At 29.6% G+C, this 22,144-nt stretch carries 19 protein-coding genes and 1 riboswitch; of the genes, 5 read left to right on the top strand and 14 right to left on the bottom strand.

Annotated elements, in window-relative coordinates; genetic code table 11:
* Nucleotides 1-601: 601 nt before the first annotated feature.
* On the bottom strand, nucleotides 602-2,329 hold the full coding sequence (locus tag KQI30_RS05435) for a Na+/H+ antiporter NhaC family protein (RefSeq protein WP_216462237.1): 1,728 nt from the start codon (nucleotides 2,327-2,329) through the stop codon (nucleotides 602-604).
* A gap of 87 nt (nucleotides 2,330-2,416) precedes the next feature.
* Nucleotides 2,417-2,591: riboswitch (Lysine riboswitch) on the bottom strand.
* A gap of 59 nt (nucleotides 2,592-2,650) precedes the next feature.
* Nucleotides 2,651-2,953 carry a Dabb family protein gene (locus tag KQI30_RS05430; protein WP_216462236.1) on the bottom strand — a complete coding sequence of 101 codons (303 nt, stop codon included), beginning with the start codon at nucleotides 2,951-2,953 and terminating at the stop codon, nucleotides 2,651-2,653.
* Between the two features lie 105 nt (nucleotides 2,954-3,058).
* Here KQI30_RS05430 and KQI30_RS05425 point away from each other — a divergent pair, with 105 nt between their 5' ends.
* Entirely contained in the window at nucleotides 3,059-3,283 is a 225-nt protein-coding gene (locus tag KQI30_RS05425; RefSeq protein WP_216462235.1) for a hypothetical protein, read from the top strand.
* 29 nt (nucleotides 3,284-3,312) lie between these two features.
* Here the strand turns inward: KQI30_RS05425 and KQI30_RS05420 are convergent, their stop codons facing one another.
* From KQI30_RS05420 to metH, 3 genes are all read right to left on the bottom strand, one after another.
* Nucleotides 3,313-5,352 carry an LTA synthase family protein gene (locus KQI30_RS05420; protein WP_216462234.1) on the bottom strand — a complete coding sequence of 680 codons (2,040 nt, stop codon included), beginning with the start codon at nucleotides 5,350-5,352 and terminating at the stop codon, nucleotides 3,313-3,315.
* Between the two features lie 88 nt (nucleotides 5,353-5,440).
* Nucleotides 5,441-6,253: a Cof-type HAD-IIB family hydrolase gene (locus KQI30_RS05415; RefSeq protein WP_216462233.1), complete on the bottom strand. Its 813-nt coding sequence runs from the start codon at nucleotides 6,251-6,253 to the stop codon at nucleotides 5,441-5,443.
* 395 nt (nucleotides 6,254-6,648) lie between these two features.
* Nucleotides 6,649-10,299, bottom strand: a complete 3,651-nt coding sequence (gene metH / locus KQI30_RS05410) for a methionine synthase (protein WP_216462232.1) — start codon at nucleotides 10,297-10,299, stop codon at nucleotides 6,649-6,651.
* 172 nt (nucleotides 10,300-10,471) lie between these two features.
* On the opposite strand from metH, the gene KQI30_RS05405 reads away from it, so the two are divergent.
* Entirely contained in the window at nucleotides 10,472-11,791 is a 1,320-nt protein-coding gene (locus KQI30_RS05405) for an APC family permease (protein WP_216462231.1), read from the top strand.
* Nucleotides 11,775-12,023, top strand: a complete 249-nt coding sequence (locus tag KQI30_RS05400) for a DUF1653 domain-containing protein (RefSeq protein ID WP_253287392.1) — start codon at nucleotides 11,775-11,777, stop codon at nucleotides 12,021-12,023. The genes KQI30_RS05405 and KQI30_RS05400 overlap by 17 nt, the downstream gene beginning before the upstream one ends.
* A 169-nt stretch (nucleotides 12,024-12,192) precedes the next feature.
* Here the strand turns inward: KQI30_RS05400 and KQI30_RS05395 are convergent, their stop codons facing one another.
* From KQI30_RS05395 to KQI30_RS05355, 9 genes are all read right to left on the bottom strand, one after another.
* The gene (locus tag KQI30_RS05395; RefSeq protein ID WP_216462230.1) at nucleotides 12,193-12,957 is read right to left on the bottom strand and encodes a tRNA threonylcarbamoyladenosine dehydratase; all 765 of its coding nucleotides are present in this window, start codon (nucleotides 12,955-12,957) and stop codon (nucleotides 12,193-12,195) included.
* Between the two features lie 81 nt (nucleotides 12,958-13,038).
* Complete coding sequence (locus tag KQI30_RS05390) at nucleotides 13,039-14,595, bottom strand: ClC family H(+)/Cl(-) exchange transporter (protein WP_216462229.1); 1,557 nt, start codon at nucleotides 14,593-14,595, stop codon at nucleotides 13,039-13,041.
* A 76-nt stretch (nucleotides 14,596-14,671) separates the two neighbouring features.
* Nucleotides 14,672-15,478, bottom strand: a complete 807-nt coding sequence (locus KQI30_RS05385; protein WP_294357521.1) for an ABC transporter permease — start codon at nucleotides 15,476-15,478, stop codon at nucleotides 14,672-14,674.
* Entirely contained in the window at nucleotides 15,468-16,232 is a 765-nt protein-coding gene (locus KQI30_RS05380; RefSeq protein ID WP_216462226.1) for an ABC transporter ATP-binding protein, read from the bottom strand. Before KQI30_RS05380 ends, KQI30_RS05385 begins: the two co-directional genes overlap by 11 nt.
* A 49-nt stretch (nucleotides 16,233-16,281) precedes the next feature.
* Nucleotides 16,282-17,292: an ABC transporter substrate-binding protein gene (locus KQI30_RS05375; protein ID WP_216462224.1), complete on the bottom strand. Its 1,011-nt coding sequence runs from the start codon at nucleotides 17,290-17,292 to the stop codon at nucleotides 16,282-16,284.
* Nucleotides 17,293-17,432: 140 nt separating this feature from the next.
* Nucleotides 17,433-17,930, bottom strand: a complete 498-nt coding sequence (locus KQI30_RS05370; RefSeq protein WP_216462222.1) for an SEC-C metal-binding domain-containing protein — start codon at nucleotides 17,928-17,930, stop codon at nucleotides 17,433-17,435.
* A gap of 50 nt (nucleotides 17,931-17,980) precedes the next feature.
* Entirely contained in the window at nucleotides 17,981-18,523 is a 543-nt protein-coding gene (locus KQI30_RS05365) for a GerMN domain-containing protein (protein WP_216462221.1), read from the bottom strand.
* Between the two features lie 18 nt (nucleotides 18,524-18,541).
* Nucleotides 18,542-19,327 (bottom strand): MBL fold metallo-hydrolase, encoded by a 786-nt coding sequence (locus KQI30_RS05360; protein ID WP_216462219.1) that lies wholly within the window; start codon nucleotides 19,325-19,327, stop codon nucleotides 18,542-18,544.
* 10 nt (nucleotides 19,328-19,337) lie between these two features.
* Nucleotides 19,338-20,594 (bottom strand): UDP-N-acetylglucosamine 1-carboxyvinyltransferase, encoded by a 1,257-nt coding sequence (locus tag KQI30_RS05355; RefSeq protein WP_216462217.1) that lies wholly within the window; start codon nucleotides 20,592-20,594, stop codon nucleotides 19,338-19,340.
* 317 nt (nucleotides 20,595-20,911) lie between these two features.
* Between KQI30_RS05355 and KQI30_RS05350 the strand changes: the two genes are divergently transcribed.
* On the top strand, nucleotides 20,912-21,433 hold the full coding sequence (locus KQI30_RS05350; RefSeq protein WP_216462216.1) for a 2'-5' RNA ligase family protein: 522 nt from the start codon (nucleotides 20,912-20,914) through the stop codon (nucleotides 21,431-21,433).
* Nucleotides 21,434-21,540: 107 nt separating this feature from the next.
* A complete protein-coding gene (locus tag KQI30_RS05345) occupies nucleotides 21,541-22,008 on the top strand; it encodes a dUTP diphosphatase (RefSeq protein WP_216462214.1) in 468 nt (155 codons plus the stop codon).
* The last annotated feature ends 136 nt before the right edge of the window (nucleotides 22,009-22,144 follow it).

The raw sequence follows: 22,144 nt of genomic DNA, 5'->3' as shown, positions 1-22,144 counted from the left end.
ACCACCGCGAGTATTACCATACTTAATTCCAAGATCTAAACATATTTGACGACAACTTCTAGTTCCTGAAATATAATCTTTTGATGCCTTGATTTTATCTTCAAAAGAATATTTATATTTTTTTCCCATAAAAAATACCTCCAAAGTAGATTTTGGTTATTTACCATGTCTACTTTAGAGGTATCATATCACTTTTTTTGTGCAACAGCTACTATTCTAAGAAATAACTACGGTACATTCTTCTATGTGCTCTACAACATAGAAGTCCTATAATATCCCCGATAATTTCCATATACTTAAATTTATTAATTACTAATAAGAAGTTCATACTTGCCTTAATATTAGCTCTGATAATACTTATATAGTTGTACTTTCTTAATATCTTACCGTATTGATTTTATAAATTTAGGTAATAAGCTTCCTAAATAAACAAGAACTGCAGCTAATACTATAAATAATACTTGAATTCCGCTCATTTACTCTTCCCCCTTATTTAGTTCACCTTGCTACTAACTTCAATACTAATGATAATAAATTTATTAATTAAATTCAATAATATTAAGAAAACCTTAATAGTTTATATATAAAGAGTTCATGACTTCTACATATTTTTAGTATTTGGTACTGGTTTACCAACTATATATACTATTGCGCCTACTAGTACTATCGATACAGGCAATACAATCCATATACTCACTCCCAATGCAACTGGTATATATCCAGCTAAGATAGATACTGCTGATACTGACAATGCATAAGGCATTTGCGTTCTTACATGTTCTATATGGTTACATCCTGCTCCGGTAGATGAAAGTATTGTTGTATCTGAAATTGGTGAACAGTGATCCCCAAAAACAGCTCCTGTAAGTACTGCACTAGCACTTACTATTACTAAATTCATACTTCCCCCACCTATTGAAAATGCTAATGGAATTGCAAGTGGCATTAAAATTCCCATTGTTCCATATGCAGTTCCTGTAGCAAAAGATATAACTGCTCCTAGTATGAAGATTATTGATGGTAATATAAATGCTGGTATTTTATCAGATAAAATAGATACTAAATAAGCTCCTGTACCTAAATCCTTAATAACTCCTGTTAAAGACCAAGCTAAAACAAGGATAACTGCTGTAATGATTAATGGTTTCATTCCTTCTATCCAAGTTTCAATAGCTTCACCCACTGTAAATATCTTTTTAGTTGCTGCCATAACTATTGCCACTATAGATGCTAAAAGTGCTGATTGGAATAATACTATAGATGCATCTGCTTTTCCAAAGCAAGTTTGTATACTTCTTAATGACATCGGTGAATTTTTTAGAATTTCTATAGCTACAGCATCATCACCTGCCATAACTATAGATTTACCATTTAAGTAAAATCCGATTATTGCTCCAACTATTAAAACACCTATAGGAATTATAGCATTCCATATTGATAATTTTACATTAGCTTTAGGCTCTAATTCTGCATGTTCTTCTGAACTTTCTACATTTCCCTTACTAAATACATTTCCTGTTGTTCTTGCTCTAACTTCTGCTTTATACATAGAGCCGAATTCTCTTTTCATTAATATTGTGTATACTATGAAACAAAGAATGAGTATATTATAGAATCTATATGGTATTGTTTGTAAGAAAACACTAAATCCATCAACTTCTTGCCCTATACTGACAAATGCATCCTTAATTAATGTTAATTCATATCCTACCCAAGTAGATATTATTGCAATACCTGAAATAGGTGCTGCTGTTGCATCTATAATAAATGCTAATTTTTCTCTAGAAATCCTCATCTTATCTGTAACTGGTCTCATTATAGGTCCAACTATAAGTGAATTGGCATAATCATCAAAAAATACTAGAAGTCCTAATACCCATGTTATTATTTGTGCACTTATTGGTCCTTTTGCCTTTTTAGCTAAAGCCTCTGCAATAGCTTTTGCTCCACCCATCTTTGCTACTAATGCTATTATTCCACCAATAACTAAAACTTGAAGAACTATTCCTGCATTCCAAGGATCTGCAAGGGCATTTATCATTCTCTCTACAATTTCAGTTATTGTTGAAAATATCGCAGTTATAAATGTGGAATCCACTAAGGAAATCAAAAATGCTCCTGAAATCAATCCTATAAATAACGATATTATTACATTCTTTGTTATAAACGCTAATATAATTGCGATTAATGGCGGTAGTAATGTTAATACACCATATCTATCAACATTACTTATTTCTGTTCCATCACTACCTAATGCTATTGTTGTCATTGACACTGTAACTAACAATAATATCATAAAGGTACGTAATACTCGTCTTTTGTTATTCACACTTCTCTCCTCCTAATTGTTACAAAATGTAAAAAAAGCTTAGAGCACACACTCTAAGCTTAGAACTAACATTAATAATTATAAGTCACGAGTGATAGCTCTCCATAAATCCATTTATGACAGTCTTAAAGATATTATCTGCAAAACCAGCATAGTATATTAAAGCATTAATACTAAACTTCGGCGACAATTCCTTTCTTTAGGTCTCATCCTGCTTAAGTCCACCTAAATACTCTTAATTAATCGCACCTCTATCACGGAATATTCAATTATTTAATTTATATCATGGTTACTATATAATTGTCAATATAATTGTCAATATTACTTGTTATAATCTGCAACAATTCTTGATGCTACAACTTTTTTTATGTAACTTGCAGCTTCTACATGATGAGGATTTACTTGATATGAATCTAAATCTTCTTTTGTGTTAAAAATAGAATATAAAACAACATCATAAGCTGCATCTGAATCATTCCAGTTTATACCTACTTCTATTTCAACAATCTCATCAATTTTATTTTTTAAGCTTTCTAATGAGCTTTTGATTATTTCAGCATTTTCCTTCTTTGTTTTTCCTTCAGCTTCTTCTTTTAATTTCCACATAACTATGTGCTTAACCATAATTACTTCCTCCTAAATTTATAATATTATTGTATTTATATAGTATATCATTATAATTATATAATAAAGAATACATATTTTGCATTATATAATAAGGAGGTACCTATGTTATTAAAATCTGTGATAATTGATGGTATTACAAAAATAGTTCCTATAACAGAAATGACTTTTGATGAATTTTTATTAGATAAATACCATGGTGATGAAGTTACCATTAGGGCAGCCTTAAAAAAGGATGGTTTAAAGCCATCTCTTATAGATAGAGAAATTGATAAGTTAAAAAAAGATTTTAGTAGATATTGTAACGAATTTTCACTAAAAGAAAAGTAGTATGGATAAGTATCCATACTACTTTTTCTTTAATCGCAACTAGCTAAAACTTTGCTATTTCTACCTGCTTGTCTAGCAACTTGATTGACTTTAACTTCATCTACATCACCATCAAAATTAAGCACTCTTATTTCATTCTCATTAATCAATACTGTATCATACATCTTATTTTTAACAAATACCTTTGAGAACTCTGTAAAATTATTACCTTCAATGACTAAATCACCATTCTTAATATATTTATTTTTTACATTGATTTTATCTATTCCAAGTGTTGTATTAATACTTGTAAACGGATATTGTTTCTCTAAATAATAATGTTTCCCAAATAGAATATCATACTGCATAAGATTTAATTCTTCTATATAATTATCATCATTTTTAAATGTATTATGAATATTTTGCATTATTCCATTAGTTACACCTATAGAATTTAACAATTTTGTTGATACTTGATAAGATTCTATATTTTCATCTTCTTTATCAAGCCCTATATTATTCCATGTAACATAATCTACAATGTATTTATCTTCATTACTTACTTTATTATTAATAACATTTAAAGATGGCAAATGATCTGGAACAAATATTACTACAGTAGGTTCCCCTCTATTTTCTAAATACTCTATTAATGACTTTATAAACTGATCTGTTTCATATAATTGAGTACAGTAATACTCAAGTTGCTTATGTTCTGTTTCATCTAAATCGCCCTCTACAGTAATTAACTTATCATATTCGCCATCATAATCATAACCACCATGGCATTGATTTGTAACTACATATACAAAATCATTCTTTTCAGTAGATTCTAATGCTTGATCTATATACCTTACAAGAATATCGTCTTTGATCCACCCCAAAGGAGTATTGCCATAATTGTTCATATACTCAATTGGAACAAATGTGTCAAACCCAATATTTTTATAAACTTCATCTCTTCCATAAAAAGTACCTTCAAAATTATGAACTGCATGTGACTTAAGCCCATAATTTCTTAATATACTTGGCATTGATTCTACCGCTTGTTTTCTCAAAACAGTATTATATGGTACTTCTCCCGGTGAAAAACAATCAATAGATAATCCTGTTAAAAATTCAAATTCAGATTTAACAGTTCCTCCACCATAAGTAGATACCTTTACCTCTCCTGATGAATAGTTTTTACTAAGTTCTCTAAATGTTGGAATAGGATCTTTACTAAACTTTACATCAGCTAATCTTAGTGGATCATAAAAAGATTCTAATTGAACCATTATTATATTTGCATCTACCGCATCTTTACTACTTACTTGCTCTTGTGCTAAAACTCTGTCTTTCAATTTCAATATACTTTTTTCATTATAATTGCTTGGTTGTTTTCTTTTACTAGCTTTAACAGTAGAATAAAATGAATACGTAAATCCATTTGACTTATAATTTGATATTAAATCCCAAAATTTATCTTCTATAATTCCATTATCTTTAGCAGCCTTAATTGACAACGGTGTTGATAATATTGTAATAAAAATCAATATATACACTATCCATCCGCTAAAAAATCTTTGCTTTTTAACTAATTTCCATATTATTACAAGTATGCTTATTACAAATATAACGATTGCTATTACACTTATAATCATTTCTTTATTAATATACCTACTAGATACTTCTATAGCTTCCTTCAATAAGAATATATCAAAATATGTTAATGGTTCTCCTTTAGTATTTAATAATATACTATTTGCTGCCCCTAATCCAAGTAATAAAAATGCTAAAATTGTATAAACAAAATACTTACGCTTAAAAAGAAAACTTATCGCCGTTATTGTCATTAAAATTAAAATATTAATTCTAACAACTTCAGGATTATTATCAAAAAAGTTTCTTGTTTCCTCAAAATCTTTATATTGCATAAATTCAATAGCAAAGCATAATAATTTTGCACCAATAAACCAAAGTATTAACATTCCATAAGTATTATTTAGGAATGCTTTTTTTAGCCAATCTGTATATTTATTTTTCGACAGTGCATTGTTAAACTTTTTAATATATTTATTGTTTAACAACCAACTCCTAATCTTCTCCATCCTAGTACTCCTTAATATTCATTCGTTTCAATTATTAATTATACATCCCTTTTGTAATCTATTTCAATAAAATCAACACTATTACAATTTAACAATTTGTTAACACAAACTTCATACCTTCTAATAAATTGTATATAGCATCATTGTTATTATCTGTGGTTCTACCTTTAATGGCTTTTTTTAATTTTTCGTCACCATTTTCTACAACAAAACTATAACCGACTTCTTTTAACATATCAAAATCATTCATATTATCTCCAACGGCAATTACATCTTCTAACTTATACTTTAACATATCACATAATATTTTTACTGCCATCGCCTTTGATGTACCCATTGGCATCATTTCTAAATATACATCATCACTTCTTACAATGTTAGCTTGTCCAATTTCTTCTTGAAATACATTTTGCAAATTGTCTAATTGATCTTTATCTCCAACTATCAATACCTTTCTCCATTGCATATTATATACATCATCATTAAAATCATAATGTACCTTATATCCCTTCTTTTTAAATCGTTCAGTTCTTTTGTGATTATTGTATACATAAATTTCATCATTACAATATACTTCTATACCAATAGATGAATCTACGGATTTTATTTTTTCCAAATAACCTTTCACACCATTTTCTAATACCTTTGCATATATTTCTTTATGTTTACTAAAGTCATATATACTTGATCCATTAAATATAATTGCTGGCGCATTTATAGGTAATCTATCCAAAAACTTTTCTACGCCTTTTTTCATTCTTCCTGTAGCAACAGTAAATTTTCCCCCTAGTGAAATAAATTCTTTTATAGCCTCTATATTCTTTTCTGATATAGATCCATCTTTGTTTAAAAGTGTTCCATCCATATCAGATATAAGCATAATTCCTTCAAATATCTTCATATTTCCTAAGCCTTTCTAAAAAACGTTTTTTAATAAGTATACCATATAGCAATTCAATCAATTCAGGCAATTTCCAACTCGGTCAATGGTCAATTTAAATAGTTCACAGTTTATATCAGGGAGCTAATGAAAGCTTTACTTTCATGTAGCTTGGAGTGGGAACCCATGATTTATGAAAAACAACACTTAAGCATAATAGTTTTATATATGCATTAAATACAATTGTAACTTTAGCCGTCCGCAGGACTAAAATATTTTCTCTTTAGGGAAAATTAACCTTACTTGTGCCCTGTGCCATCTAACCTGCGCCCTGTTTTCTGCCATAATAAAAGGAGATATCACTAACAACTTTTTATTTGTTACTGCGACACCTCCTTGTATCAAATTCTTTATTATTAATAACTTAAGTTATTAATTATCATTGGCTCTATTTCTTGAATGTCCTTACCTTTTCTATTGCAATAGTCTTTCATTTGCTCTTCTGATACTTTATCTACACTAAAGTATTTACTATCTTCACTTGCAAAATATAGTCCGCAAGCAGAACATACTGGAGTCATAAGATAACTTTCTGTAAGTTCTACTCCTGTATTTTCTTCTCCTCTTAATATATCAAATAGCTTTCTCTTTTCTGAATGATCTGGTAGTGATGGATACCCTATGGCAGGTCTTATACCTTTATAGTTAACATCAAATAAAGATGTAAAATCTAATACCTCATCTTTTGAATATCCCCAAAACTCCGTTCTTACTTTATAATGAAGATATTCTGCAAAAGCTTCTGCAAGTCTATCTCCAATAAGTTTAACCATTATAGATGAGTATTCATCGCCTTCTATCTTAAACTCATTATACATATCATCGATTTCCTTGCCAGATGTTACAATAAATCCACCAATATAATCTTTTATTCCACTTTCTTTTGGTGCTATAAAATCTCCTAGTGATAAACATACTCCATCTTTATTTATTCTTTGTTGACGTAATGTATTAAAGGTCGTTAGTTTCTCTATTCTTTCTTCATCCTTATATATCTCAATATCTTCACCTATTGAATTAGCAGGAAATATTCCATAGACCCCTTTTGGCGTAACACCCTTCTCTACTAATAAATCTAGCATCTTATTTCCATCTTCAAAAATCTTCTTAGCTTCACTACCGTATTTACTATCTTCAAAAATTGCTGGATATTTACCTTTCATACCCCATCCATAGAAAAATAAATTCCAGTCTATATATTCTCTTAATATTTCAATAGAAATATCATCTACCTTATATACTCCAAGTTTATTAGGTTTAGATATATTCCACTTTACATTAGCTTTATTTTCTCTAGCTTCACTTAAAGACAATAATGGCGACTTTTTACTATTATAAGTATCTCTAATATTTTTATATTGATCCTTGATTTCCTTTATAAAGCTATCTCTTGTTTTTTCATTCATTAACTTTTTGCATACTTCTACTGATTTAGAAGCATCAAAACAATGTATTACCGGGCCTGAATAGATAGGACCTATTTTTACAGCTGTATGAGTTTTAGATGTTGTTGCTCCACCTAATGTTAATGGTATTCTTAACCCCTCTTCTTCTAATGCTTTAGCTACTTTACACATTTCATCAAGAGATGGTGTTATAAGCCCACTTAATCCAATTATATCCACATTCTCATCCTTAGCTTTTGCAACTATATCTTCACAAGGTACCATTATCCCTAAGTCAATAACTTCAAAGTTATTACATGCTAATACTACAGAAACAATATTCTTTCCAATATCATGAACATCGCCTTTCACTGTAGCTAAAAGTATCTTTCCAGCACTGGTACTATCATTTTCACTCTTTTCTTCTTCAATATAAGGAAGTAATACTGATACAGCCTTTTTCATAACTCTAGCACTTTTAACTACTTGAGGTAAGAACATCTTTCCTTCACCAAAAAGTTCTCCTACTTTTCCCATACCATCCATTAATGGTCCCTCAATTATATCTAATGCTTTTTTATATTGAGGTCTTATTTCTTTTATATCTTCTTCCACATAGTCACTAATGCCTTTTATCAATGAATGTATCAATCTTTCCTTTACTGATAACTCTCTCCATGCCATCTTATGTTCATTAGATGTTACAGCAGTTCCTTTATACGCTTCTGCAACTTCTATTAACTTTTCTGCCGCTCCATGATATTTATTAAGAACAACATCTTCTACTACCTTAACTAACTCTGGTTCTATCTCATCATATATTTGAATCATTCCAGGATTCACTATTCCCATATCCATCCCATTATTTATAGCATGATATAAAAATACTGAGTGCATCGCTTCTCTTATCTTATTATTTCCTCTAAATGAGAAAGATAAATTACTTACACCACCACTTACTTTTGCATAAGGTAAATTCTCTTTTATCCACTTTGTTGCCTTAATAAAATCTACTGCATAATTGTCATGCTCATCTATTCCTGTTGCTATAGCAAGAATATTAGGATCAAAAATTATATTTTCTGGTGGGAATCCTACTTTATTCACTAAAATATCATAAGCTCTTTTACATACCTCTATCTTTCTTTCATAAACATCTGCTTGTCCATTCTCATCAAAAGCCATAACCACAGCTCCAGCTCCAAATGACATTACTTCCTTTGCATGATTTATAAATTCTTCTTCTCCATTTTTTAAGGATATAGAATTAACTATACATTTTCCTTGAATAGACTTAAGACCAGCTCTTACTACTTCCCACTTTGAAGAGTCAATCATTATAGGCACCTTTGATATTTCTGGTTCTGACGCTATCAACTTTAAAAAAGTCTCCATCTCCTTAGCTGAATCTAATAACCCATCATCAAAATTTACATCAATTATTTGTGCACCATTTTCTACCTGCTCTCTCGCAATAGATAATGCCTCTTCATACTTTTTTTCACTTATAAGTCTTAAAAATTTTCTAGAACCTGCTACATTAGTTCTTTCTCCTATATTAATAAAATTAGATTCTTTTGTAATATCTACAACTTCTAATCCTGCAAATTTACTTATTATATCCATCTTTCTTGCTACTCTAGGCTTCTTTCCTTCTGCAACCTTTGCAATAGCTTCAATATGTTTTGGTGTCGTTCCACAACAACCACCTACTATATTTACATCACCATCATCTATAAGAACTTTTAATAATGATGAAGTTACTTCTGGTGTCTCATCATACTCTCCAAAAGCATTAGGCAATCCAGCATTAGGATATATTGATATATTTAATTCTGTCATCTTTCCTAGTTCTTTTATAATTGGTATAAGATCTTTTGCTCCAAAAGAACAGTTAAGCCCTATTGAAATAACTAATGGATCTTTTAATGATTCAACAACAGCTTTAAGTGTTTGACCACTTAATGTTCTTCCACTCTTATCATTAATAGTTACAGAAATCATTATAGGAATACTTATCCCCTTATTCCTACAAACTTCATTTACCGCACAAATAGCAGCTCTCGCATTTAAAGTATCAAAAATAGTTTCGATTAAGATTACATCTACTCCACCATCTATTAATCCCTCTACCTGCTCTTTATATGCATCTTTTAGTTGATCAAAAGTTATACTTCTAAACCCTGGGTTTTCTACATCTGGTGATAATGATAATGTCTTGTTAGTTGGTCCAACAGATCCTGCAACAAACCTCTTTCTAGTTGGATCTTCTAACATAAATTCTTTAGCAACCTCTCTTGCTATTTCTGCCGATGTCTTATTTATTTCATATACCACATCTTCCATTCCATAATCCACTTGAGATATTCTATTAGCATTAAAAGAGTTCGTTTCTACAATATCACTACCAGCTTTATAATATTCTCTATGAATTTCCTTAATAACTTCCGGTTTAGTTAATGATAATAAATCATTATTACCTTTTTGTTCATACTGAGAATCTTTAAATCTTTCCCCTCTATAATCTTCCTCATTAAGTTTATATTGTTGAATACAAGTACCCATTGCTCCGTCTAATATTACAATCTTGTCTTTTAATAATTGAATGAAAGTACTCTCCATGTTTATAGCCCCCTTAATAGTAAATTTATTGCTTCTGTAAATTTATATATTTCTAAATATATCATTAATTGAAAGTAATTAAAATATATTTCTTATTGCATTTCATCTTTTACTCATTTATAATTAATACACATCAATACTTTATCGCATTAAAGCATTAGTGAGGCAAATTATGACTAATTTAAAAAAACAACTTGGTTTTAAAGAGGCTTTATCAATTACAATTGGAGTAGTTATCGGTGAAGGCATATTTTTTAAGGCATCTTCTGTATTTAATAACGCTGGCTCTCCAACCCTTGGAATAGCTGCTTGGATAATTGCAGGAATAATAACAATTTGTTGTGGCTTATCTATAGCAGAAGTAAGTTCATCTATTCCAAGAGATGGTGGTTTATACGGATATTTAAAAGAATTATACAATGAAACTATAGCCTACCTTTATGGATGGGTACAAAATATAATATATTATCCTGCATTGATAGCTTCAGCATCAATAATTTTTTCTAGACAAGTCACTTATTTTATTGATCTTAGTAAAACTGAACAAAAAATGTTATCTATTAGCTTAATATTATTTTTTTCAGCTATCCATATTCTGTCCACTAAAACAGCAGGAAAGTTACAAATAATATTTACCGCCGGTAAGCTTATACCTATATTCTTAATTATTATCATAGGTATTTTTTATAATAAAAAAGATGGACTAACCCTTTCAAATTATTCAGTTCCATCTAATTCACTAGGCTTTGGCAGTGCATTACTTTCTTGTCTTTGGGCTTATGATGGTTGGATTTCTGTTGGTAATATTACCGGGGAAATGAAAAATCCTGAAAAGGACTTACCTAAAGCAATCATACTAGGTTTGTCATTAATAATGATTTTATATGTATCTATATCCTTTGTATTTTTAAAAGTACTTGGTTTTAATAATGCTATTGCTTCAAATAGAATAGCTTCAGATGTATCACTAATTATCTTTGGAAAAGTAGGGGCTACATTAATAACTATTGGAATTCTTGTATCTGTTATCGGAGCTTTTAATGGTAATCTTATCTCTGGTTCAAGGATATCCTATACCATGGCTAATGATAAATTACTTCCGTTTTCAAAATCATTATCAAAAGTGTCCAAGTTTAATACACCTATTTATTCTATAATACTCACTAGCAGTATTGGAATTATATATGTACTTACTGGCACTTACGAAAGCATAACTAATATTTGTTTATTTTCAGCACTATTCTTCTTCTTACTAGGAGTCACAGGAGTGTTTATCTTAAGAAAAAGAGATATAACTTCTAGTTATAAAACTCCACTTTATCCTATAGTACCTATAATAGGAATACTAGGCGGTAGTTATGTTATAATAGATACATTATTCTCAGACTTTAAAAATGCATCTATAGGAATACTTATAACTCTTCTAGGTTACCCTGTATATGTCTTTTTAAAGAAAAACAAAAGGAGTGCTGATTATGAGAGATTTAAGTAACAGTAAGGGTAAAATTTTTAGACACTTTAAAGGTGACTTGTATCTTCTAATTGATTTTGTAACTCATTCAGAAACACAAGAAACAATGGTATTATATAAAGCACTTTATAAAGACTGTGGCCTATTCGTTAGACCTTATGATATGTTTGTAGAAGAAGTTCCATCAGATAAACCAAATCCAACAGGACAAAAATATAGATTTCAAGAATATTACGTTGATAGCGTAAAATAATTTACATTTAACAATCATAGTTAATTTTCCTCTTAGGAAAAAATATTATAGTCCTGCGGACTTAAAATAGGGATATGAATTACAAAATTATCTTATTGTGATTTCATATCCCTTAATTTTTTATTTATTTTTATGTTTATTATAAAGCTTAACTGTTGTGAATTGTAATCTATGCTTTATATCCCAATAACTCTCTTACTACAACAGATGCAATAATCATACCTGCAACTGGTGGTACAAAAGATATTGAGCCTGGTATCTGTCTTTTCTCTGCACATTTTTTACTACTTTCACCAGTACAAACACATCCTGTTTTACATGTAACAACATCTTCTTCTCTAGGCTTCATTGGTATTTCTTCAGAATATACTACTTTTAACTTCTTAACGCCTCTTCTCTTAAGTTCATATCTCATTACTTTTGCTAATGGACATACCTTAGTTTTATAAATATCAGTAACCTTAAATTGAGTTGGATCTAACTTATTTCCTGTTCCCATTGAACTAATAAGCTTTATCTTATTCTTCTCACAATATACTGCAAGACCTATTTTTGCTGATACAGTATCAATAGCATCTACAACATAATCAACATCATCTGTTATAATATCGCCAATATTATCTGCAGTAACAAATACTTGATGCGTTATTACATTACACTTTCTATTGATAGTTAAGATTCTTTCCTTCATAACCTCAACTTTACTTTGACTAATAGTTTTATATGTAGCATGTATTTGTCTATTTAAATTTGTTAAACAAACTGTATCATCATCTATTAAAACTATTGTGCCAACACCAGCTCTTGCTAATGCTTCAACGGTAAAACTACCTACTCCTCCAACCCCAAATACAACTACTTTACTATTTGCTAATGTATCTAAACCTTCTTTTCCTATAAGAAGTTCTGTTCTTGATAATGAATGTTGAGCCATTTTTTATCCTCCTTAGTAACATTTCATTAATACTCTAAAGTGATAATTATCATACTACAATATTCATAAAATGTCATCATATTATTCATAAGTTGTAAGTTTTAAAATTTCTTTTCTAATGATAGCTTCCTTATTAAGGTCAGTAATTATAACTAAAGAATCTCCAGATCTTATCTCTGTATTACCAGTTGGTAGAATTTCTTCACCGCCTCTTTTTATTGACAATATTAATGTATTGGTTGGCCATGTTATATCTTTTACTAGCTTTCCTGCTATAGGTGAACCATAATGAACTACTGTATCAATTACTATTTTTCTACTATCATCACCACTATATCCTTCTATCTTCTTCCCCTTAAGCTGATTTTCAAGTAATGAATCATATACTGGTTTACTTTTTAACAAATCTGCTACTATATACGAAATTATAGATACTATAGTTAAAGATAATAAATGAGAAAATGACCCAGTCATTTCTGTTATAAGTATTACTCCTGTTATTGGTGCCCTTACTATAGCCGTAAAATATCCTGCCATAGATAATATTATAAAGTTATTAAAAAACATGCTATCTATACCAAAATAATTAATAGATAAATTTCCAAAGATAGCCCCTATAGTTGCCCCAATTATTAAAAGTGGAAAAAATATTCCTCCTGGTGATCCAGAACCGAAACTTATCATTGAAAACATAAACTTCATTATTAAAAGTAAAAGTAAAAATGGAATTGTCGTGTCCAAATGTAACTCTTCTATTATCCTATGCCCACCACATAAAACATATGGGAAAACAATTCCCAAAATACCTGCTATTATAAACGGTATAATATTTCTAACAGGCATAGATACTATAGTTATCTTCTTATATACCTTCTGACTTAATAATAAAACCTTATTATAAAACGCTCCTAATAGCCCTAAAACTATGCCTAAAATTATTAAAACCCAATAATGATCTAATGGAATAGATTTAGCTTCTCCAAAATTGAATATAGGTTTTATTCCAAATACTTCTTTAGAAACAAAATCTGCAGATACAGCAGCTGCCATTGTTGACAATAACACTATTGGTGAAAAATATTTATATATTTCTTCTAATGCAAACATGACACCAGCAAGTGGTGCGTTAAAAGCAGCAGCAAGACCAGCTGCACCTCCACTTGATATAAGTATTTTCTTTTCTACTCTTGTACATTTTAATTTCTTACTTATCCCTTCTCCTACAGAAGCTCCTAATTGTATAGATGGTCCTTCTCTTCCTAGAGATAGCCCTGACCCTATAGATAAGACTCCACCTATAAATTTATAAATAATAGTGGTAAACCAATTATTTCTTAAATATCCTAACAATACTCCCTTTGTTTGTGGTATTCCGCTACCACTAACCATAGGATTTTTCTCTATTATTTTCCCTACAATATAGCCTACTATACCTAGAACTATCATAGATATCGGTACAAGCCACAATTTTTCTCTTTCTATACTATACATCCAAAACGCAAATTCCTCTGCATACCCCAATGCTAGCCTATATAATACAACTATTACAGAAGCTAGTATTCCAACTAATATTCCATGTAACAATATGTACAGTTCTCTATTTCCCCTATTTACTACCGCTTTATAGTCATTTTTCATTATTTACCACCTCATAATAAATTATACTACCTGCCCTTTTATGGTACAAATAAAAAAAGTCACGATGTGACTTTTTCTACCTATATTTTTTTATTACCTTATTTTCAAAAATAGCAACAACTTTATACATAATATATGCCAATATAGAAAGAATTATAATGGCCATCATTACAGAATTTAAATCTGCTATCTGTCCACCATATACAATAAGGAATCCTAATCCTTCCTTTGCCACTAAATACTCACCCATTATTACTCCTACCCAAGATAACCCTACATTAATCTTTAAAGCCGACATTAGAAGCGGTATTGATGATGGTAATACTAAATTTTTTAAAATCTGTAGCTTAGTTGCCCCAAAAGTCTCCATTAACTTAATTCTTTCACCATCAACTTCCATAAAACCTGCATAGACTGATATTATTGTTACTATAATTGATATTAATAAAGCTATAACTACTATAGCTGTTATTCCATTTCCTACCCAAAAAATTATAATTGGTGCCAATGCTACCTTAGGAATAGCATTCAAAACTACCAAATATGGATCTAATACTTTACCTATAAACTTATTCCACCATAAAATTATTGCTATTACTGCACCCATTATAGTTCCTGCAACAAATCCTATTATTGTTTCATAACAAGTTATCCAAATGTGTCTAAATAAATTACCTTCATAAAAATACTTAACCAATGCTTCTACTACTCTAGATGGTGATGATACTAAAAATGGGTCTACCCACTTTAATTCTGCTGCAATTTCCCATACTATAATGAAAATTGCTAATATCAAGAATCTTGTTATTCCTATTGTTCTTTTATCCTTTTTTACTTTTCTTAAGTACCGTTGATGCTCTGTTAATTGACCTCTATTCACCACTCTCAAGCTCCTTCCATACAGTATTAAAATAATCCTTATACTGCATTGCTTCCCTTCTCTTAAATGGTGTGTCATATTTTTCATCATAATATATATTTAATACTCTTTTTATCTTAGCTGGTCTTGCACTTAGAATAATAACTCTATCTGATGTTGTAATTGCTTCACCAATATCATGAGTTACCATAAGTGCCGTCTTATTTTCCTTCCGTATTATAGAATAAATTTCATCAGATACCCTAATCCGTGTAACATAGTCTAATGCTGAAAAAGGTTCATCTAAAATCAATAATTCTGGAGACAAAGCAAGAGTCCTTATAAGTGCCACTCTTTGTCTCATCCCTCCTGATAACTCCCTTGGATAACTATCCTTAAAATCATATAACTGATAGCTTCTAAGAAGATTCTCTACTTTAATTATATTTATTCTACTTACGCACTTTTTTATCTTTAAACCTAATATTACATTTTCCCATACTGTTAACCAATCAAAAAGGTTATCTTTTTGAAACATATACCCTATTCTATCCGTTCCCTTTTTTATTTCCTCTCCATTTAAAGTTATATTTCCTGAAGATTTATCAATAAGCTTTGCAATTATATTCAAAATAGTAGATTTTCCGCATCCTGATGGTCCCACTATAGAAATGAATTCTCCTTCATTTACTTCAAATGATATATCCTTTAGTGCTTCTGTTTCTCCACTTAAAGTATGATAATTTTTTTTTAGTTTCTCTACCTTAAGCCTAGTCATTTAAAGCATCCTCCTTTCATTATTACCTATTAACGTAACACTCTACAGGTTACTTAATCACCTTGTCTACAAAAGAAGTATCCACTATATCATCAAATTCAGGTCTTGTAGGTATTAAGTCAGAATCATAGTCTTGTATTATATCCATTAAATGATCTACATGCTCTTTAGAAACCGCCGGTGTCTTAGAAAAAGCTTCAACAGATCTATAATTCTTAACAACATTAGTTAATACATCTAAATCGCTACCAGGAAAGAAATCAATTATTGCTTTAGCTACTTTTTCATCACTAGATTCTTCTACAAACTTTTGCCCTTTATAAATAGCTCTAGTAAATGATTCAATAATCTCTGGATTCTTTTTTATATATGATTGATTAGCATAAAAAGTAGTATAAGATATATCTCCAGCTTCCTTACCTATTGATGAAACTATATATCCTTTCTTTTCTTTTTCAAGCATACTTCCTGTTGGTTCAAATAAAGCTACATAATCTCCTGTACCACCAGTAAAAGCCCCTGCAGTAGCATTAAATGCTATATTAGTTATTATATTTACATCAACCCCTGGAGTTAATCCATGTTTCTTTAACACATATTCTAGTGACATTTCTGGTACTCCACCAGGTCTACCTCCAACTATAGTTTTTCCTTTAAGAGATTCATAGCTAAAATCTTTTTCATTCTCCCTACTTATAAGAAAAGAACCATCCTTTTGAGTTAATTGCGCAAATGCCTTAGGATAATCCTCTCTTCCTTGATTATAAATATAAATTACTTGCTCTGGGCCACTAAATCCAATATCAACACTGCCACTAAGGACTTGTTGCATTGTTTTATCCGCTCCTTGACCTGTGCTTATATCCAGTTCTATCCCTTCCTCTTCAAAATATCCTTCGTTTATAGCAACATACATTGGTGCATAAAATACAGACCTAGTCACTTCATTTAATCTTACTTTTTTAAGGCTACCTTTTTCTCTAGATTCACATCCAAAAAGTGATATTGCCATTACTAGTGATATTAATAATACAACAACTTTTGTTATGCGACTTCTCATAGTGCCTCCTAAGCATATTTTTTTCTATTAATATATTATGAAACTATATCAATAAAGTGCCTGTATACACAAAAAAGGGTTGTTACAACAACAAAATTTAATTGTTATTGTAACAACCTTATATATTTTTAATATCTATATTATTTTCCACAGCACTTTTTATACTTCTTACCACTTCCACATGGACATGGGTCATTTCTACCAATCTTAACTTCATTAACTACAGTTTTTCCATTCTTCCACTCTGTATGGATTTCTTTTCTCTTTTCAGGTGAGAAAATACTATCCCATTGTGGTAAGTTATATAAGTAATCTGCTTTTGCATCTAACATATTGAAGTATAACTTTTCTAAATCAATATTAACATTTAATTCTGTATCTGCTTCCATGTTTTCTATATCCATAGTTACATCTACAGATTCGCTTAATCCGTCTAAGAATCCCATAAAGAATAATATATCTGTGTTATATTCTTTTGCTAACTCTTCTACTTTACCAGTTAAGTTTGTTTTTTTATCTCCTAGAATTTTAGCATAGATTTTTTCTTCTACAGAACTATATTCTTTCCAAAACTTAGCTTCCCCATTTACTTTTACATATTCAACTACCATATCTGTCCATTGCTTGTATAAACTCATATCCTTCTTCTCCTTTTATATCTCTTTATTTAAGCTTACCGCTTTTCACTCTATTTCTTACTATACGATGTATAATCATCAACTGATAGTGGTTTTGTAATATCTACAAATGAAATAAATTTATCATTTATAGGACTTACATTAATTTTCACTTTATCAATAAATTCTAATTCCGTCAATGTTAAAACTATAGATTCTACAGCTTTTTCTTCATCATCTTCCGTAAAATTAGGTTTAGAATTTGCAAAATCAAAAGTTATATGTGCAATTTTATCTTTTATTGATACTGCTGAAATCCTAATATCTGTAGGCAACACTGGTTTTAACTTTGAAACTCTTTCTGGTCCCTTTATTAATTCATCTAAAATATTTCGTACTAAAACTTCATCTTCATTTATTATTCTTTTTTCATCTGCTAAATTATTATTCTCATCTCTGAACTTTAACTTAATATCTATAATATCAGCTTCAGCATTTTCTTTTATGATATTTATATCATTATCTATCCTACTTTGCTCTTTTGTACATGCTGTAATAGTAAATACTATTATTGCTAAACATAATACCCTAGCGCTCTTCTTTAGTATACTCATTTAATAAAACCCTCTTTACTAAATTTCAATAACTTCACTTGGACCTTCCCTCTTTGCTAAATATAGCTTTACTTCTTTCTCTAAGTCAACTTTGGCTTCTACCAATATAGACTTTACTGTCTCATATGCTAAATCAGGATAATTATTATTATTACTTAGATGTCCTAAAAATATAGTTTTTTCTTTTCCATCTAAAATATCAATTATCGCTTTACCACAATCTTCATTAGATAAATGTCCAACGCTACTTAAAATTCTTCTTTTTAAGTTATATGGGTATGGTCCAAACTTTACCATCTCAACATCATGATTACTCTCTAGTAATATAACATCACTATTTCTTATTGCATCTTTTATTTCATAAGAGAAGTGTCCTATGTCTGTAACTACAGCACATTTTTTATCTTTATGCTGCACAGTGTATCCACTAGAATCAATAGCATCATGAGGTGTTGAAAACCTATTCACTGTTATATCTTTTATATCTATACTGTTCCCATTAAATCTTCTTACATTTTCTTCTTTTATATTTCCAATTTTGCCTTCCATCTCAAGCCAAGTTTTTTCAGTTGCATATATTGGTATATTGTATTTTCTACTTAATACACCTACACCTTTTATATGATCACTATGTTCATGAGTAATAAAAATTCCATCTATAAATTTAGGACTTTCCCCAATTTCTTTCAGGGAAGCCTCTATGTATTTTCCTGGCATCCCTGCATCAATTAATATCTTGCCTTGATCTCCTGCTATAAATATACTATTTCCTGAACTACCACTATATAACGAACAAAATTTCATTTTAAATCACCTATTTATAAATCCTAGTAACATCTCCACCAAGACTTCTAAACTTATCTTCTATGTGAGGATATCCTCTATCTATATGTTCAATAGCGAATATTTCTGTTTCTCCTTTAGCAACTAATCCTGCAATAACCATTGCAGCACCTGCTCTAAGGTCTGTAGCTTTAACTACTGCACCATTAAATTCCTTTACGCCCTCAATTATAGCACTTCTACCTTCTACTTTTATGTTGGCTCCTAGTTTCTTTAATTCATCTACATGTTTAAATCTTGATTCCCATATAGATTCATTTACTAAACTTCTTCCTTCTGCTAAGCACATAAGTACAGTCATTGGTTGTTGTACATCCGTTGGGAACCCTGGATATGGTGATGTTTTTACATTGGTTCCTCTTAACTTTCCTTCTCTTTTAACAGTAACAGAATCATCACCTTCTGCCACCTCAACACCCATCTCTACTAATTTCGCTGTTATAGATTCAAGATGTTTTGGTATAACATTTTTTATAGTTACTTCCCCACCACAAGCAGCTGCTGCTATCATAAATGTTGCCGCTTCTATTTGGTCTGGGATAACTGAGTACGTACATCCAGTTAAGCTAGGTACACCTTTTATAATAATTACATCTGTACCCGCACCTTTTATATTTGCACCCATAGTATTTAAGAAATTAGCTACATCAACTACATGTGGTTCTCTTGCTACATTTTCTAATACAGTAGTACCTTCTGCCACCGCTGCTGCTATCATAACATTTATAGTAGCCCCTACAGAAACTACATCAAAAAATATATTTGTACCTACTAATTTCTCTGCTTGTATAGACACTGAACCATGATTTATTTCTACAGTAGCTCCTAAAGCTTCAAAGCCTTTTATATGTTGATCAATTGGTCTTACTCCAATGTGACATCCACCTGGAAGTGCTACTCTAGCTTTTTTAAATCTACCTAATAATGCTCCGATTAAATAATATGATGCTCTCATATTCTTAACTTCTTCAATCATTGCATCTGTACTATAAATTGATTTACTATCTATAACAAATTCATTTTTATTTCTTTGTATTTCACAACCTAAACTTCTCATTATCTTTTCCATACATTGAACATCTTCAATATCTGGAATATTATCTATTACACAAACACCGTCACTTGCTAATATCGCTGCAGGTAATATTGCTACAGCTGCATTCTTAGCTCCAGTTATTTCTACTGAACCAAATAATTTATTTCCACCTTTAACGAGTAATCTTTCCATCCCTTCATCCATCCTTAAATAGTTTATATATTAACCCTCTTAATTTAACCTTTTTTATAACCACCTTTTATTCTATCATTTATTCTATTAAAAGTTAACTATATTTTTTGTGTTATATAATTCCTGTTATTATCGTCAATTACATATAATAATTATATCAAAATATTTACATTTTTCAATTTTTTTGTTCCATAAGCTCCTTTTTTGTTATTTCTTATACTTTTATCTATAAAATTAAATATTTAAAAACTATACATTAGTTATGTTTTATCTGATATTATATAATTAATAAAATTTTGAAAATAAGGGTGAAACTTATGAAATACAATTTAGTTGCTTTATTTGATAATGATTCTAATAAACTTATTGATTTTAATTATAGACATATTTCAAAACGAAATAAGAATATCCATCATATTCCACTTCATATTGTATTAGAAACTATAGATGATCCAGATATCAACAAATTAAATGATTTGATATCAAAAATATTAAGACCTTATAAAAAATTTAAGGTGCACCTTGATACAATATATACCCTTTCCTCTAATAATAGGAATCAATATATTGGTGTAGAAGAAAGAGGTTATATAAATGGATTAGTAAGAAATTTGAACGAAGACTTAAAATTATCTGGTTTTAAGGTGAAAGATATAGAAAGTACTGAAGAATTATTTATACCTTTATCACAAAACTTATCAAAAAACTTTAGTTCTAAATCTAATCTTTCTCAAACATCCATCGATTCATTTGCAAAAATAGAAAAGGTAGAACTTTGGAAAATAGTCGGAAACAAAAAGTATTCTGTAGTTCATACTTATAATCTAAGGGAATTTTAAATTATATATAAAATTTTTTAGTGTAAGCCTTTTCAACACTTTCATAATTATTTTTATTTGTTAAAATAATAATTAATATACAAATGCGAAGAAAGGAACTTATTTTCATGGATATAAATGAAATTTTTACATTATACAAAAATTCTACATTCAATTCTGTAGATGATACATTTAAAATTTCTGAAAAAAATATTCCTAAAAAAGTATTAGCACTTCAAATAACATTAGGTAATTTGGCTACACTTAGTAATTGCTGTGAATTCATAAAATCAAATGAATTTACAAGTAATACATCTATTTTAAATGAATATTTGTCTTGTCTAAACTTTATTTTTAGCATTGGATTAGATATAGGAATAGATAACTTGAACTTTAGCATAAGTGAGTCTACAGCTCCAATATATGATCAATTTCTTGATGTTTATGTAGATATAAATGATTTTATAAACTTTAGAACTGAAGATCAATTTTATACATTATTAGAAAGTTTCTTTACTATTGGAAAATCACTAAATATCTCTATTGCTGATATTTGTGACATGTATAATTTAAAATCAAAAAATAACTTATCTTAATAATCATTAGAAAAGAGGAAACCGTATCATTATAGCAATTTCCTCTTTTTTTACACAGAAAATAATTCACACTTAACACTTTAAGGTTACATCTCTCTTCAAGGAAAATAATATAGTACCCTCATAGCAATCCCCT

The organism is Clostridium bornimense, assembly GCF_018917145.1.
GTDB lineage: Bacteria > Bacillota > Clostridia > Clostridiales > Clostridiaceae > Clostridium_AN > Clostridium_AN bornimense_A.
This window is presented reverse-complemented; position numbering and strand designations above follow the sequence as displayed.